This window comes from Mycobacterium adipatum, from assembly GCF_001644575.1.
Lineage (GTDB): Bacteria > Actinomycetota > Actinomycetes > Mycobacteriales > Mycobacteriaceae > Mycobacterium > Mycobacterium adipatum.
Map to the genome: position 1 here is coordinate 2,969,733 of NZ_CP015596.1, position 15,657 is coordinate 2,985,389.

Below are 15,657 nucleotides of genomic sequence, written 5' to 3' on the forward strand. Positions count from 1 at the left end.
GACCTCGCCGGTTTGACCAGCCAGTGTCGGCGAGGTCGGCGAGGTCAAACCGGGCGGCGAGGTCGCGGCGAGGTCGCTTCAATGTCAATTCAGGCATGATTGTCGAGAATCTTTCCCAGCGTGTACATTTTTGCGCCTCTAGGTCCGTCCCAATTAGCCAATTCGCCGGATTCGACGCCAGTTTTTAACGCATTGCGCACCGTCTGACGCGACACATTCGGATGCTTAGTCGACTCGTCTTCAATTTTCTTTTGACTCAGGCCATTGCCGCCATTGCTTTGGTCGTCTCTGAGTAGCTTGATGATCTCAGTGTGTGCTGCGGTGGCTTTTCTTTGCTTCTGCGCATCTGACCGATTCGTACCGCGATAGGTCAGATGCCGCGTGGCGGGGTCATAGTCCAACAAACCCTGGGCAACTTCGACATCGCGACCGGTCGCCGAGAAATAACGTGGCGAGAACTCATCATCTGCGCTCTCGCGAACCAACTTCCAGATGGCATCGGGCCAGTCCTGAATTCGGCTATCGCCGCGTGATCGTTCGTTCGCGTGGCCCATGTGGTGAACGATCGTCGCGTCACCTTTGGTGTGTGCTTCGGCCAACAGTTCATCGAACGCTGTCAGAAACTTTCCGGCGTCGTGGTTTTCGTCCAGTCCGAGCGCATCCAACACAGGCCGCAGGCAATCGAAAATCAGGTAGTCGCAACCAAGGTCGCGCAGCCACTTGGCCCATTCGGCCCGACGATGGTTGTTGAGAATGTCGAATGTGGACACTTCACCACGTAGGCAGATCACATCGGCGACGGCATCGGTGTTGCGGATGCCCTGTTTCAGAAGCCAGTCGCGCACCATGTCAGCAGACAGTTCGTTGTCGATCAACACCAAACGCCTGGCGGGTTTGTTTACTGCGAACGCACCGAGAAACGGGTCACCGTCGACCAGGGCGCGAATCAGATTTCCGACTGCGGTTGTCTTTCCCGCTTTGTACGGCGCAGAGAACACCACGCGACCGGCATCAGGCATCAGACTGGCAATCCGCATCGGCGTTGGGTTGGGCGGTTGAGACAGAAAAGTGGTTAGGCTCATCGCCGAACGTTTCAGCGGCCCAATGGATTTAGCGTCAAAACGGCGCTTTGCTTCGGCGCGAACTTCCAGCCTGTGCAGTTCACGATCAACATCAGTGGTGTAGGTCGAAGATTCGGCCTGGTCGTCAGAGTCGATAGTGGTCGGATTCGGAAAGTCAATGACGTTTGACGTGTTCTGTTGACAACCCACCGTCACGCAACTTGCATCGACCGGCGCGGCTCCCCGTTGGATGCGGTCGTCGGATAGTCCTTTGATCTTGCGCAGCGCTTCGACGCGCGAGCGCCAGATTTCTCTTCGAAGTTCGGCGTCTGTTCGGTCGGTCGTCCCGCCACGGGCCAGGGCAGTCTTGTACAACACCGCTTCGTATTCGTTGATTGCGGCACACCAACCGTGATGACCCTCAAACGCCAGATGCAGAATGTTCCAATGCGCGTTGGTCAAAAGATCGTGATAGGTAGCGCTCTCGCGAACTTTCTTGATCGCGGCGTCTAACTTCTGCCGCATCAGGCCGCACGGTTGTGTGTCATCGTCACCGTAGAAAGTTGCATCGGCCCACTGTTCAATCTCGCCAACAGACGACACGGAATCCTTGCAGTGTTCGCGGTCGGTGCGTTGCCGATGACCGGTCAGGTGGTCAATCCATGAATCGGGCAACAGCGGCAGCGAATGCGCGTCAGGCACGGTGCCATCCCATACGCCACGATTGTTTGAAATCGGTTCTGTGCCAGGTGGATACCACCGATACTCGGTGCCGTCAGGATGCACAGACGGCCACACCACGGCATAGCGATGACCCTTGCGGATCAACTCAATATCACTGTCCACCTGACCGGGAAACGCCAGGCCGCTCGGAACCCGGAAAAACCGGATGCCACTCTTACCGTCCGTTCGCGCCGTCGCCGTCCACGTGTCAGGCAGTGAGCCAAGCTCGGCGATCAATTTTGTTAGTTGATCGAAGCCGGTTTTGTCCCTGTTGCCCTTGCTGTAGTGGTCAACGTCGATACCGATAACCTCGTGGTCGTCGTCAACTTCGGCCAGGCGCAGGCAGATGTTTTGCGATCCGGCCCGACTGCGCCATTGTTCGATCTGGTCGTCAGTCGGAAGCGGCGCAGCGTGGCCCGTCAACCCAACAGGTGGCGGGTATTTCTCTTTGAACGGCACGGGGAGCGGACCACGCCAACCAGCACGTCGATAATCGCGTGCCGTGTCAGCGTATGGATTCACTTCACCCGCCAGGCGGGCGGCAGTCATGCGACTACGCGCTAGTTTCTACGCGGTTGGCCTCAAGGTATGCCGGCTCTTCATGATTGAGGGTGTAGAACGGTCAGCTGCTGTCGGCCTGTGATTGGGGTGTCTGGTTGGCTGGGTGTGTGCCGGAGGAGAAGCGGAAGAGTAAGAGGAAGAGCGCGGTGTCCGGGGGTGGTGTGGACCTGTCGATGCTGCAACAGCTGATGGCCGATGCTGGCCGGGATTTGTTCGCGGGAGTGTTCGATGAACCGACACCCGAGGTGGGAGCTGTGCCGGAGCGTGTGCGGGGTTTCCGGGTGCGGGTCGACCTGATGTACGCCAAGCCGCCGATCTGGCGTCGTCTGGTCCTGCCGGGTGACCTCGTGCTCGATGAGCTGCATGACGTGCTGCAGGTTGCGATGGGCTGGCAGGACGGTCATCTGCATAAGTTCGGTGTCGGGGCGGACCGGCGTACCCGTGCCTACTTCGTCACCAGATTTGATCTCAGCGAAGGCGACGACGGTCTCGTCGAGGACGGTGTGCGCCTGGATCAGGTGGTCTCCGGTAAGGGCGACCGGTTGTTCTATGACTACGACTTCGGCGACGGATGGGAGCACGTGCTGGTGGTCGAAGACGTTCTCGATGATCCACCTTCGGCTCCGGTGTGCCTGGCGGGCAAGATGGCCTGCCCGCCGGAGGATTGTGGTGGCTTGGGCGGCTATGAGGAATTGGCTGCGTGGGTTCGTGGCGGGTACGACCCGCGGGCAACACCGATGGGGCTGGGTGCGCAGGAGATGCGCGACTGGCTGCCCCGAGGCTGGCACCCCGATCGTTTCTCGGTGACCGAGACCAATGACGCTCTGGCCGCGTCGAATATGCGTTGAGGACTCTTCACTGCCGAGGTGCAAGGAGCTGAGTTCGGAAGCCTCCGGTCTCGAGCAGTGACCGGGCGATGTAGTTGGTGAGGTTGCGGAAGCCCAGCGCGGATCCGCGCAGGTGTTCGAGGCGGCCGTTGATCGCTTCGGTGGGCCCGTTGGAGGTGCCGGGGCGGTCGAAGTAGGCCAGCACGTCGGCGGCACGCTTCTTCAGGGTCCGTCCCAGGGTGATCAGTTCGGTCAGCGGCTTGGGAACGCCGGTGCTCAGCGTGGTGATCAGCGCCGCCATCATCGTGCGGCCTTTCGTGCGGTCGGGTTCACGATACGCGGCCACGGTGCGCTGATACATCTGCCAGGTGGCCTCGACTTCTGCGTGGGCGTCGGCGGCGAACAAGGCGGCCAGCCGGGTGCGCTGGCGGTCGGTGAGCAGATCGGCACCGGTGTGCAGGGTGCGTCGGCAGGTGTAGAGCGGGTCGGACTTGCGGCCGCGGTGCCCACATGTCGCCAGCTGCACCCGGCGGCGGCACTCATCGAGGGCGTTGCCAGCCAGGCGCACCACGTGGAAAGGGTCCATCACCGTCGCCGCCTCGGGCAGTTCCTCGGCGGTAGCGGTCTTGAACCCGGAGAAGCCATCCATAGCAACAACGTCCACGCCGTCACGCCAGTCCTGCGGCCGCTCGGCCAACCAGTCCTGAAACGCCTTTTTTGAGCGACCCTCGACCATGTCGAGCAGCCGAGCCGGACCGGTCCCGTCACGCACAGGGGTGAGATCGATGATGACGGTGACGTACCTGTCACCGCGACGGGTGTGCCGCCAGACGTGCTCATCGACGCCGATCACCGCCACGCCGTCGAAACGGGCCGGATCGGCGATCAGCACCCGTCGGCCTTCTGCCAGCACCGCGTTGTTGGCGGTGTTCCACGACACCGCGAGCGCTTCGGCGATGCGAGCCACGGATAGATGCTGGCAGACAATGGCTTCCAGCGCCCACCGCAGAGCACGCCGCGACAGCTTGGCACGTGGTTCGGCCATCCTGGTGGTGTCTTGTCGCCACACGTGGGCGCAGCCGGCGCACCGGTAGCGACGGATGGTCACCAGCAGTGTGGTGGGGCGCCACCCGAACGGCTCATGGGCCAGAGTACGGGTGAGGCTGTCGCGTGGGATGCCTTCTTCGCCGCAGCGACGACACCACCGGTCCTCGTCGGTCACCCGGCACGCCAGCACAGCACGGCCGGGCTCAAGGCGTTGTCCGGTCACCTGCAGCCCAAGTTCGTCGAGGCGGCAGAAAGTCGTCAGGTCAGCGCAGGCGAAGCCCGCCCGACCGGTAGCGTCAGGCACGTCGAGGTCTTTCGGATGAGGAGTGTAGGAACCCTCATTTTCGAGAGACCTCGACCTCTATCCCGGCAACGACGCGCCAACCACCTCTACACCCTCATCTGTGAAGAGCCGGTATGCCAGCACGTCAGCCCGCAGATATCGCACGCGCTGTCCGCACTTCGTGTAGGTGATACCGCGGCCTAGATACCTGTCCTGAGACAGGGACGATTCGGGGATTCCGAGCCAGGTCGAAACTTGCTTCGGGGTTAGGACCTCTGGTAGTTCGGGCAGATCAGACATTCGAGACGCTTCCAACGTGGCGGTAATACTTTGACAGGGATAGCGGCCTGAGTCTTTTTGTTTGGTGTACCCGTGTGTGTTTTATCTGCCGATGTGGCGCGGCTGCTGCGGCCATAGTGCCTGCAAAGGCTAGACGTGTCAATGTCTGTGGCGAACCCGGTTGACGTGCGTATGCTGGTCGTCAATCCTCGCCTGGCCGTGAGGCTCTGACCAGCGGAGACGGCAAGAAAGTTACGGACAGTCCCTAACGTTTGGAGATTGCAGATGGCAACAGTCAGCAAATATAGAAATTCGGCAGGCGCAACGCTCTACCGTGTGCGTTATCGCACGCCAGAAAATCGTCAAACCGACAAACGGGGATTTAAGACAAAGCGTGATGCAGACGCTTTCGCCGCCACCGTCGAAGTGTCAAAAATGCGCGGCGAGTATATTTCGCCATCGTTGGGAAAGGTCACCGTAGGTTCTTTGGGGCCGGCATGGCTAGATCGCCAAAAAGGACATATGAAGCCTTCAGGTTTTCGAACCTATGAGAGCGCATACCGCAACCACGTTGTGCCGCGCTGGTCGGCGACCACGCTGAATAACGTGAAGTTCTCCGAAGTGCAGGCATGGGTTTCCGCGCTGTCGCTGAAACTGAGTCCGTCGATGCTCGCGAATGTGTATTCGGTGCTGGCGCGAATCTTGGATGACGCCGTGCGGGACCGGTTGATTCCGGCGAACCCGGCGCGCGGGGTCAAACTGCCCAAGCGCACCAAGCGCAAAAACGTCTACCTGACCGCTGAGCAACTTCGGCACCTGGCCGACGAATCAGGCCGCTACGGGTCGTTGATTCTCTTGCTCGGAACCGTGGGTTTGCGATGGGGTGAAGCCGCAGCGCTGCGCGTCTCAGATATCGACTTGCTGCGGCGTCGGATCGTGCTGCACGAGAACGCGGTAACAGTCGGCGCAACCACCTACGTGGGTTCACTCAAGACGGGCAAAAATCGCAACGTAGCCCTGGCGGGGTTTGTTGCTGACGCACTAGCTCAAAGCTGTGAGGGCAAGTCACGTGATGATCTGATCTGGCCGTCAGCGACCGGCGATTACCTCGGCCCGCCAGCGGGAAACAGATCGTGGCTCTCCGGTGCTGTGGATCGGTGCCAGGCCGCAGACCCGAAGTTTCCCCGCATCACCGCGCACGCTCTGCGCCACACGGCGGCGTCGTTGGCGATCAGCGCCGGGGCCAACGTTCTGGTCGTTCAGCGGATGCTCGGCCACGCTTCTGCGGCTATGACGCTGGACACCTACGCGGACCTGTTTGACGACGATCTGAACGGTGTGGCCGACGCTGTGGGCAAAATGTGGGCAGACGGTGGGCAGATGCCGAAATCTGCGGCCCGAAAATCGCTCTGACCTGCACCGTACGGTGTCAAGCTTTGGTGCCCTCGGTGAGATTCGAACTCACACTGCACGGGTTTTGAATCCGTTTCCTCTGCCAGTTGGGATACGAGGGCGCGAGCTACCACCTTAATGGATGCCGGGAGCGGCCTTCCCGGTAGGCACTGCTAACCCCAGGCTCGCCCCCCGCCGGCAATCGCGCGACAATATCCGTCATGACCGACGCTCCCGCACCCCGCCGTGTGCTCATCGCAGAAGATGAGGCGCTCATCCGAATGGACCTCGCCGAGATGCTGAGCGAGGAAGGCTATGAAGTCGTCGGGCAGGCCGGGGACGGTCAGGAAGCGGTCGACCTCGCCGAAAGCCTGAAACCGGATCTGGTGATCATGGACGTCAAGATGCCGCGCCGGGACGGAATCGACGCCGCCTCGGAGATCGCCACCAAGCGCATCGCGCCGATCGTCATCCTCACCGCCTTCAGCCAGCGTGAACTGGTCGAACGTGCCCGCGACGCGGGCGCGATGGCCTACCTGGTCAAGCCGTTCTCCATCACCGATCTCATCCCGGCGATCGAGGTCGCGGTCAGTCGATTCGGCGAGATCGCCGCCTTGGAAGACGAGGTGGCGAATCTGTCGGACCGGCTGGAGACGCGCAAGCTGGTCGAACGGGCCAAAGGTTTGCTGCAGGCCAATCAGGGTATGACCGAGCCCGAGGCGTTCAAGTGGATCCAGCGGGCCGCGATGGACCGCCGTACCACGATGAAGCGGGTGGCCGAGGTGGTGCTGGAAACCCTCGACACGCCCACCGAGGATGCCTCCGGCGCCGAGAAATGACCGCCTCCGGCGGCCCTGCCGGTTAAGACTGCGTTTCCGGGGACTCCATTTGACCGGCTAACCCGACCGATCTGCGCAACGCGTCGCGCAACATCACGCGATGGGCCGACGGAATGGTTATGGTTTTCGGCGAAGCATCCCCGCCGCGGCCGTCCCGAGCGGAACGAAGATGCCGACCTGAACATGGAACCGGAGGTGAGACGTGCGCGGTCACGTGGCACGCAAGGCATTTGCTCTCGGAGGCGCCGGCCTGATGGCCCTGGCGATTGCCGGCTGCAGTCAGAGCACGCCCGAAGAAGAGGCGTCCCAGACGAACCTCAAGATCGTGGAGAAGGTGCAGATCGACGAGAGCGGCGCCGAAGTGAAGGCCGCCGAAGGCGCGGCACCCGCCGATCCCGCCGGTGACGGCAAGGCCACTTGCCCGCCGGTGTCCATCGCCATGGCCGGCGCCCTCAACGGGCCCGACGCGGCACTCGGCATCAACATCAAGAACGGCGTCCAACTCGCCATCGACAAACACAATGAAGCCAACCCGGGCTGCCAGGTGCAGCTCAAGCCGTTCGACACCGAGGGTGATCCGCAGAAGGCGTCCAACATCGCGCCGCGGATCGTCGAGGACCAGTACACGATCGGCCTGGTGGGTCCGGCCTTCTCCGGCGAGACCAAGGCCACCGGCGGCGTATTCGACCAGGCCGGCCTGGTCGCCACCACGGCTTCGGCCACCAACGTGACGCTGTCGGAGAACGGTTGGAAGACGTTCTTCCGCGGGCTGGCCAACGACGGTGTGCAGGGTCCGTCCGTGGCGAACTACCTGAAGAACAATCTGGGGCACAAGAAGGTCTGTGTGGTCGACGACAGCACGGATTACGGTCTGGGCTTGGCCACCGCGGTGCGCGACACCCTGGGCCCGGTCGCGGATTCGGCGTGCAACATCTCGGTGAAGAAGGGCGACAAGGACTTCTCCGCCGCGGTCACCCAGATCAAGGGCGCCGCGCCGGATTCGGTGTTCTTCAGCGGTTACTACGCAGAGGCCGCACCGCTGGTTCAGCAGCTCCGCGACGGCGGCTTCGAGGGCGTGTTCGCCAGCGCCGACGGAACGAAGGATCCCGAGTTCGTCAAGCAGGCCGGCGAATCGTCCAAGGGCGCCGTGCTCGCCTGCCCGTGCGGCCCGGCCACCGGGTCGTTCGCCGAGGAGTACACCGCGAAGTTCAACACCGAGCCCGGCACCTACAGCGCCGAGGGTTATGACCTGGGCACCATCCTGCTCAAGGGTATCGACTCCGGTGCGATCACCCGTCCCGCCCTGCTGGACTTCGTCCGCAACTACAAGGGTCAGGGCGTGGCCCGTGAGTACCAGTGGACTCCCGTTGGCGAGCTCACCACGACGCTCATCTGGATCTACGACGTTCAGTAGCCGCTGAGGCGAAAGCGCGTCCGAGTGCGCATGCCTCGGACGCGCTTTCGTCTTCGTAGTCGCCGCCATACCTAACCGTCATCGCGTCAGCGAGGAGCTCACCGCCGGATGAACTTGGCCGCCAACATCAACTTCAATGTCGGAGCGCTGTTCGACGGCTTCTGGCAGTTGACGATCGACGGCCTGTCCTGGGGCGCGATCTATGCCCTGGTCGCTGTCGGGTACACCCTGGTCTTCGGCGTGCTGCGGTTGATCAACTTCGCGCACTCCGAGATTTTCATGCTCGGCATGTTCGGCGCCTACTTCGCGCTGGACATCCTGCTGGGGTTCACGCCGAGCGGCAACGCCTACAACAAGGGCGTGGCACTGACCATCCTCTACCTGGGGATCGCGATGCTGTTCGCGATGCTGGTCTCCGGTGGGGCCGCGGTGGGACTTGAGTTCATCGCCTACCGGCCGCTGCGCAAACGCAACGCCCGGGCCCTGACATTCCTGATCACGGCGATCGGGATGTCCTTCGTGCTGCAGCAGTTCGTGTTGTTCATCCTGCCCAAACTGATACCGGGTTACGGCGGCCCCAATGCCCAGCAACCGATCGTGCTGGTACAACCGAAAACTCAGTTCGAACTGTTCGGTGTGGCGATCTCCAACACCACGATCGTCATCATCGGGGCGGCGCTGGTGCTCGCGCTGCTCACCGACATGGCGCTCAATCGCACCAAGCTCGGCCGCGGTGTCCGCGCCGTGGCCCAGGACCCGAATACCGCGACCCTGATGGGTGTTTCGCGGGAGCGGGTCATCATGACGACCTTCCTGATCGGCGGGCTGCTCGCCGGGGCCGCAGCGCTGCTGTACACCCTCAAGGTGCCCCAGGGCATCATCTACTCGGGCGGATTCCTGCTCGGCATCAAGGCTTTCTCGGCCGCAGTGCTCGGCGGTATCGGTAACCTGCGCGGTGCGCTGCTCGGCGGTCTACTGCTCGGCATCATGGAGAACTACGGTCAGGCGGTATTCGGAACCCAATGGCGTGATGTGGTCGCCTTCGTCCTGCTGGTCCTGGTGCTGTTGGTCAGACCCACCGGCATATTGGGCGAGAGCCTCGGGAAGGCGCGAGTATGACGAGTTCGACCGGCCCGAGCACACGCTGGGCCAAGACGATGGACTGGTGGGACGGACTGACCAGAGCCCAGAAATGGGTGTTCGGCATCGTGCTGTTCGCCGGCATCGCGCTGTCGCCGCTGTTCACGCCGGCCTTTCTGGACACTCCCGGTATCAGTTTCGGCGGCACGATGGCCCAGTTCGCGATGGTGGCCATCATCGCCATCGGACTCAATGTCGTTGTCGGGCAGGCGGGCCTACTGGACCTGGGCTACGTCGGCTTCTACGCCGTCGGCGCCTACACGGTGGCGCTGCTGACCAGTCCGGAGAGCCCGTGGAACCAGATGGGCGCTTCGGGTTTCTTCAGTACCCCGTGGGCGTGGCTGTCGTGTGTGCCGATCGCGATGGCCGTGACCGCGCTCAGCGGCCTCATCCTCGGCACCCCTACCCTGCGGCTGCGCGGTGACTACCTGGCCATCGTCACGCTGGGCTTCGGCGAGATCATCCGATTGCTGGCCGACAACCTGGCCGATGTCACGAACGGTCCGCGCGGGCTCAATGAGGTTGCCTTTCCGCACTTCCTGGAAAGCGAGCAGCACCCCGAAGGAGTGTTCTCGGTCTCCAACTCCGGCGGTGATGCCAACTACGGCACCTGGTGGTTCTGGCTGGGTCTGATCCTCATCGTCGCGATCCTGCTGCTCGTCGGCAACCTGGAGCGCAGCCGGGTGGGCCGGGCCTGGATCGCGGTCCGCGAGGACGAGGACGCCGCAGAGGTCATGGGTGTCAACGCGTTCAAGTTCAAACTGTGGGCATTCACCATCGGCGCGGCCATCGGCGGGCTGTCCGGCGCGTTGTATGCCGGCCAGGTGCAGTACGTGGCGCCGCCTACCTTCAACATCATCAACTCGATGCTGTTCCTGTGCGCCGTGGTGCTGGGCGGACAGGGCAACAAGCTGGGGGTGATCCTCGGTGCGTTCATCATCGTCTACCTGCCCAACCGCCTGCTCGGTGTGCATTTCGCCGGTATCGACATGGGCAACCTCAAGTACCTGTTCTTCGGGCTCGCCCTGGTGGTGCTGATGATCTTCCGTCCGCAGGGGCTGTTCCCGGCACGTCAACATCTGCTCACCTACGCCAAGGCCGCGCGTGATCTGTTGCGCAGCAAGCCGGTGGACACGGAGCCGGTGTCATGACCGATTCCGAGAGCTTCGAGCACGTCGCGGAGATCGCCGGTGTGCACCGCGAGATCAACGCCGACGAAGGCGAAGTCCTGCTGCAGACAAACGATCTCACCGTCCAGTTCGGTGGACTGACGGCGCTGGACGCGGTGACCTTCAACATCAAACGCGGGGAGATCCTCGGGCTGATCGGCCCCAACGGGGCGGGCAAGACCACCTGTTTCAACGCCATCACCGGGGTGTACCGGCCGAGTTCGGGGTCTGTCACGTTCGACGGTTCGACGATCGGGCGCATCAAACGGCACCAGATCACCCGGCTGGGTATCGCGCGCACTTTCCAGAACATCCGGCTGTTCGGTGAGATGACCGCGTTGGAGAACGTCATGGTCGGCACCGACGCGCGCCATCACACCTCGGTGCCGGGCGCGTTGTTCCGGTCGTCGCGGCACCGTCGCGAGGAGCGGTCGGCGATCGAACGATCGGCTGCGCTGCTGCACTTCGTGGGCATTGCACACCGCGGCGAAGAAAAGGCCAAGAACCTGCCCTACGGCGATCAGCGTCGTCTGGAGATCGCGCGGGCGCTGGCCACCGAGCCCAAACTGCTGTGCCTGGACGAACCCGCGGCGGGATTCAACCCGAGCGAGAAGTCCGCTCTGATCGACCTGATCCGCAAGATCCGAGACGACGGCTACACCGTGCTGCTCATCGAACACGACATGCGGTTGGTGATGGGGGTGACCGATCGGATCGTGGTGCTCGAGTTCGGCCGCAAGATCGCCGACGGCCTGCCTGCCGAAATCCGCGAGGACCCTAAGGTCATCGCTGCCTATCTGGGGGTGCCCGATGACGAACTCGCCTGAGGCGGACACGCGCCCGGTTCTGCTGGAGGTGCGGGACGTCGTCGTGCACTACGGCCGGATCCGTGCCCTGCACGGCGTTTCGCTGGTGGTGCACGAGGGCGAGCTGGTCACGCTGCTCGGTTCCAATGGTGCCGGGAAAACCACCATGATGCGGGCGATCTCGGGGCTGCTGCCGCTCACATCGGGTTCGGTCTGGTTCGATGGCGCGGACGTCGGCAAGGTCAAGGCGCACCGACGGGTGGCTGCCGGGTTGATCCAGGCGCCGGAGGGACGCGGGGTCTTTCCCGGGATGACCATCATCGAAAACCTCGAAATGGGTTGCTATGGACGGAAATTTCCGTCCAAGGCCGAGCACGACGAGAAACTCGACTGGGTGCTCACCACGTTCCCGCGGCTCGCCGAACGCCGCAGCCAGGTGGGCGGCACGCTGTCCGGTGGCGAACAGCAGATGTTGGCGATCGGTCGCGCCCTGATGGCGCGACCGAAGGTGCTGCTGCTCGACGAACCCTCGATGGGGCTGGCGCCCATGGTGATCTCGCAGATCTTCCGCATCATCTCCGAGATCAACAGCCAGGGCACCACCGTGTTGCTGGTCGAACAGAACGCACAGCAGGCGCTCAGCAGATCCGATCGGGCCTACATCCTGGAGACCGGCGAGGTCACCCGCACCGGTGTGGCAGGCGAGCTGTTGAAGGACGACAGCATCCGGGCCGCTTACCTCGGCGTGGCGTAGCTGACCACCATCACGTGATGCGGAAACGCTTCATCCGCGATGTCATGCCCGACATCAACTCGACTCGACTGCGCGCGACGCCAAGGTGATCGGCGAGCACACCGATCACCGCGTCGTTGGCCTTCCCGTCCACCGCGCGCTCGCGCACGTAGATGGTCAACTGGCCGTCCGCTCCGGTCTCGACCAACGGACCTTTCTTGCTGCCGGGCTTGACCCGGACCGACACGGTCTCTGCCATCCGGGGGGTGCGGGCTATCTGGCGACGATGACTGAGGAGCCGTGGCCGAAGAGGCCTTGGTTGGCGGTGACGCCGACGGTGGCGTTTTCGACTTGGCGGCCGGTGGCTTGTCCTTTGAGTTGCCAGGTCAGTTCGCAGACCTGGGCGATGGCTTGGGCGGGGATGGCTTCGCCGAAGGAGGCGAGGCCGCCGGAGGCGTTGACCGGGATGGCACCGCCGAGGGTGGTGGCTCCGGAGCGCAGCAGGTGTTCGGCTTCACCCTTGGGGCAGAGGCCGAGGTGTTCGTACCAGTCGAGTTCCAGGGCGGTGGACAGGTCGTAGACCTCGGCCAGGGAGAGGTCTTCGGGTCCGATGCCGGCTTCGGCGTAGGCGGCGTCGAGGATCTGGTCTTTGAACACCCGTTGCGGCCCGGGGACGACGGCGGTGGAGTCGGTGGCGATGTCGGGCAGTTCGGGCAGGTGTTGGGGGTATTGGGGGGATTGCAGGCTGACCGCGCGCACCGAGGGCACGCCGGCGAGCGAGCCGAGGTGCTTTTCGGTGAAGGCTTTGGAGGCGACGATGAGGGCGGCGGCGCCGTCGGAGGTGGCGCAGATGTCGAGTAGGCGTAGTGGGTCGGAGACCACGGGGGAGGCCAGCACGTCGGCGACGGTGGCTTCTTTGCGGTAGCGGGCGTTGGGGTTGGCCAGGCCGTGGCGGGCGTTTTTGACTTTGACCTGGGCGAAGTCGTCGACGGTGGCGCCGTAGAGGTCCATGCGGCGGCGTGCCAGGAGGGCGAAGTAGACGGTGTTGGTGGCGCCGATGAGGTGGAAGCGTTGCCAGTCGGGGTCGTTTTTGCGTTCGCCGCCGACGGGGGCGAAGAAGCCTTTGGGGGTGGTGTCGGCGCCGATGACGAGGGCGACGTCGCAGAAGCCGGCCAGGATGTGGGCGCGGGCGGATTGGAGGGCTTGGCTGCCGGAGGCGCAGGCGGCGTAGCTGGAGGTGACGGGGATGCCGTTCCAGCCGAGTTTTTGGGCGAAGGTGGCTCCGGCGACGAAGCCGGGGTAGCCGTTGCGGATGGTGTCGGCGCCGGCGACGAGTTGGATTTGGCGCCAGTCCAGTCCGGCCTCGGCCAGGGCGGCGCGGGCGGCGACGACGCCGTATTCGGTGAAGTCGCGGCCCCATTTGCCCCAGGGGTGCATCCCGGCGCCGAGGATGTAGACGGGCTCAGGGGTGCTCATTGGGCGATCCTCCAGGCGTGGGTGGTGCGTTCGACACCGTCGTCGTCGACATAGAGGGTCATGGTGGTCAGTTCCATTGCCATGCCGACGGTCAGGTCGGCGGCCAGGGTGCCTTCGACGACCTTGCCCAGGACGATGAGGCCTTCGTCGGCCAGTTCGACGGCGGCCACGGCGAACGGAACGAAGGGATCCGGAGACGGATACGGCGGTGGGGGTGCGTAGCGGTTTTCGGTGTAGCTCCATACCGTGCCGCGGCGGCTCAGGGGGACCAGCGCGAGGGTGTCGCTGTCACAGGCCGGGTTGGGGCAGTTGGTTTCCCGGGGTGGGAAGACGTAGGTGGCGCACTGGGTGCATTTGCCGCCGATGAGGTGGGTGTCGCCGTCGTCATCGGTGGCGAACCACCCTTCGAACGCGGGCGCTGTCGTCGCTGCTGGCACGAGGCTCAGAATACCCAGACACCGGGCAAAACTGAAACGTGTTGCAGTTTGGCGCGCGAGTCGATGTTGGGATCGGTAGCCATACCGGCGCGGTGCACTTGTCGAGAGCAGCGCTCGGCAACCGCGCCGGGTCGGGAAGAACGGATGCAGCCATGGGATTTTTCGACAAGTTCAAGGACGAGGCCAAGAAGGTAGCGACGGCGGGGCAACAGTCCGCAAGGGTGCACGTGCGAGGCGCCGGACCGATCGATCCCGCCGCGTTCGGCGGCCCGTCGACCCGCTCGGTGGCCGGCGATGATCCGATGTGGGATCCGATCAACGGGATCTCGTTGCAGGACTACGCCGACCTTGCCCGCGCGGCGCAGGCGCACGGCATCACCGACGAAGCCGGCATGATTGCACTCGCCGGCGAGCGTGGCTGGAGCGCGGAGGCCACCAAGGCTGCCCTCGACGGCTGGGCGCAGCGGATGGGTCAGTCGATGGCGGTCGGCCAGAAGTTCCGCAAACTGCTCGGCTACTGACGGGCCACGACGCTCGCAACATCGATACGGCGTGGGAACCTGTGCCGGGCTGACGGTGCGGCTCGACCGGCGCGATCGCTAGGCGCCCGGCGGCACGGTCACCCCGACGTAGTGCTCGGTGTAGGCATAGGTCTGCGGGTTGTACTTGGGGAACTTGAACCGATTCTGCGGGATGAAGTAGTTCAGCAACTGGTACAGCGGGTCGAAGAGCAGGGCGGTGAACTCGTTGAGTCCGTGTAGATGCGTGCCGGCATTCGCTTCCACTATGCGGATGACGAATGAGTCCCTGCCGCCGTTGGTGGCCAGTTCTGCGCCGGGGGTATAGGTCCACGTGCCATCGGCGGCGACGGTGGCAGTGCCGCCGCTGGGACCGGTGTAGCCGATCGAATAGTTCAACGGATCGTCGTCGACGTCGGTGGCGATCACCTGCCCGGTGAAGGTGCCGTCGTCGTTGCGAACCGGGCCGGAGGAACCGGCATTCGTCGGCGCGGTATTGATGAAGGTCTTCCGGAACGCCTTCTCCAGCGCGGCGAACGGATCGAAGGTTGCGGCGGCGGTCGCACTCGTCCTCGCGGTGGCGGTCAGACTTCTTGCCGACGGGGCGAGGTCGGTGGCGTCGTCCTCGGTCGTGTCCGCTTTCGGTGACGGGGTTCGGTGTGTCCGAGCGGTCGCCACACTGCGCGGGGCAGTGCGCTTCGCCGTCGGTCCGGCGGACACGCCGCTGGACTGCGAGGAACTCTTCGTCCCACCCGTGTCGCCGGTATCGGCGCTCGCCACCGCGGTGCCGGTGGTCAGGGCGGCGCCGATGCCCAATGCGATGGCGCCGGTGCCCAGCCAGACCGCGACGGCGGGCGGCGAGGTCTCGGTGCGGTGTTTTCCGGCCATGGCGGCTCCCGTTCGTCCGGCAATACAGATGAATTGTCGCAGCCATCAATACCATGACCGCCCG

The 15,657-nt window shown here is 63.8% G+C and carries 15 protein-coding genes and 1 tRNA gene; 9 read left to right on the forward strand and 7 right to left on the reverse strand.

Going from position 1 to position 15,657, the window contains the following annotated elements; genetic code table 11:
• Positions 1 to 89 precede the first annotated feature (89 nt).
• Positions 90 to 2,333: a bifunctional DNA primase/polymerase gene (locus A7U43_RS14085; protein WP_082902138.1), complete on the reverse strand. Its 2,244-nt coding sequence runs from the start codon at positions 2,331 to 2,333 to the stop codon at positions 90 to 92.
• A 158-nt stretch (positions 2,334 to 2,491) separates the two neighbouring features.
• Here A7U43_RS14085 and A7U43_RS14090 point away from each other — a divergent pair, with 158 nt between their 5' ends.
• A complete protein-coding gene (locus tag A7U43_RS14090; protein WP_052543539.1) occupies positions 2,492 to 3,193 on the forward strand; it encodes a plasmid pRiA4b ORF-3 family protein in 702 nt (233 codons plus the stop codon).
• 7 nt (positions 3,194 to 3,200) lie between these two features.
• Here the strand turns inward: A7U43_RS14090 and A7U43_RS14095 are convergent, their stop codons facing one another.
• Positions 3,201 to 4,523, reverse strand: coding sequence for an ISL3 family transposase (locus A7U43_RS14095; RefSeq protein ID WP_052545499.1), 1,323 nt, complete (start codon positions 4,521 to 4,523; stop codon positions 3,201 to 3,203).
• A gap of 543 nt (positions 4,524 to 5,066) precedes the next feature.
• Between A7U43_RS14095 and A7U43_RS14100 the strand changes: the two genes are divergently transcribed.
• Positions 5,067 to 6,194 (forward strand): tyrosine-type recombinase/integrase, encoded by a 1,128-nt coding sequence (locus tag A7U43_RS14100; RefSeq protein ID WP_067996216.1) that lies wholly within the window; start codon positions 5,067 to 5,069, stop codon positions 6,192 to 6,194.
• A 24-nt stretch (positions 6,195 to 6,218) separates the two neighbouring features.
• On the opposite strand, the gene A7U43_RS14105 is transcribed toward A7U43_RS14100, so the two are convergent.
• A tRNA-Leu gene (locus A7U43_RS14105) sits at positions 6,219 to 6,295 on the reverse strand.
• A gap of 99 nt (positions 6,296 to 6,394) precedes the next feature.
• On the opposite strand from A7U43_RS14105, the gene A7U43_RS14110 reads away from it, so the two are divergent.
• The 6 genes from A7U43_RS14110 (at position 6,395) to A7U43_RS14135 (ending at position 12,295) form a co-directional block, all read left to right on the forward strand.
• Positions 6,395 to 7,012: an ANTAR domain-containing response regulator gene (locus A7U43_RS14110; protein WP_067996219.1), complete on the forward strand. Its 618-nt coding sequence runs from the start codon at positions 6,395 to 6,397 to the stop codon at positions 7,010 to 7,012.
• A gap of 202 nt (positions 7,013 to 7,214) precedes the next feature.
• Complete coding sequence (locus A7U43_RS14115; protein WP_067996221.1) at positions 7,215 to 8,426, forward strand: branched-chain amino acid ABC transporter substrate-binding protein; 1,212 nt, start codon at positions 7,215 to 7,217, stop codon at positions 8,424 to 8,426.
• Between the two features lie 108 nt (positions 8,427 to 8,534).
• Entirely contained in the window at positions 8,535 to 9,545 is a 1,011-nt protein-coding gene (locus A7U43_RS14120) for a branched-chain amino acid ABC transporter permease (RefSeq protein ID WP_067996224.1), read from the forward strand.
• Positions 9,542 to 10,717, forward strand: coding sequence for a branched-chain amino acid ABC transporter permease (locus A7U43_RS14125; RefSeq protein ID WP_067996227.1), 1,176 nt, complete (start codon positions 9,542 to 9,544; stop codon positions 10,715 to 10,717). The genes A7U43_RS14120 and A7U43_RS14125 overlap by 4 nt, the downstream gene beginning before the upstream one ends.
• The gene (locus tag A7U43_RS14130; RefSeq protein WP_067996230.1) at positions 10,714 to 11,562 is read left to right on the forward strand and encodes an ABC transporter ATP-binding protein; all 849 of its coding nucleotides are present in this window, start codon (positions 10,714 to 10,716) and stop codon (positions 11,560 to 11,562) included. Before A7U43_RS14125 ends, A7U43_RS14130 begins: the two co-directional genes overlap by 4 nt.
• Positions 11,546 to 12,295: an ABC transporter ATP-binding protein gene (locus A7U43_RS14135; RefSeq protein WP_067996233.1), complete on the forward strand. Its 750-nt coding sequence runs from the start codon at positions 11,546 to 11,548 to the stop codon at positions 12,293 to 12,295. The genes A7U43_RS14130 and A7U43_RS14135 overlap by 17 nt, the downstream gene beginning before the upstream one ends.
• Positions 12,296 to 12,305: 10 nt before the next feature.
• Here the strand turns inward: A7U43_RS14135 and A7U43_RS14140 are convergent, their stop codons facing one another.
• From A7U43_RS14140 to A7U43_RS14150, 3 genes are read right to left on the reverse strand one after another with little or no spacing between them, the layout of a single operon-like run.
• Positions 12,306 to 12,533 (reverse strand): DUF167 domain-containing protein, encoded by a 228-nt coding sequence (locus tag A7U43_RS14140; RefSeq protein WP_067996236.1) that lies wholly within the window; start codon positions 12,531 to 12,533, stop codon positions 12,306 to 12,308.
• Positions 12,534 to 12,547: 14 nt separating this feature from the next.
• The gene (locus A7U43_RS14145) at positions 12,548 to 13,750 is read right to left on the reverse strand and encodes a lipid-transfer protein (RefSeq protein ID WP_067996240.1); all 1,203 of its coding nucleotides are present in this window, start codon (positions 13,748 to 13,750) and stop codon (positions 12,548 to 12,550) included.
• Positions 13,747 to 14,187: a Zn-ribbon domain-containing OB-fold protein gene (locus tag A7U43_RS14150; RefSeq protein ID WP_067996243.1), complete on the reverse strand. Its 441-nt coding sequence runs from the start codon at positions 14,185 to 14,187 to the stop codon at positions 13,747 to 13,749. The genes A7U43_RS14145 and A7U43_RS14150 overlap by 4 nt, the downstream gene beginning before the upstream one ends.
• Before the next feature lie 152 nt (positions 14,188 to 14,339).
• On the opposite strand from A7U43_RS14150, the gene A7U43_RS14155 reads away from it, so the two are divergent.
• Entirely contained in the window at positions 14,340 to 14,708 is a 369-nt protein-coding gene (locus A7U43_RS14155) for a hypothetical protein (protein WP_067996246.1), read from the forward strand.
• 78 nt (positions 14,709 to 14,786) lie between these two features.
• On the opposite strand, the gene A7U43_RS14160 is transcribed toward A7U43_RS14155, so the two are convergent.
• The gene (locus A7U43_RS14160; RefSeq protein ID WP_067996249.1) at positions 14,787 to 15,593 is read right to left on the reverse strand and encodes an Ig-like domain-containing protein; all 807 of its coding nucleotides are present in this window, start codon (positions 15,591 to 15,593) and stop codon (positions 14,787 to 14,789) included.
• Between the last annotated feature and the right edge of the window lie 64 nt (positions 15,594 to 15,657).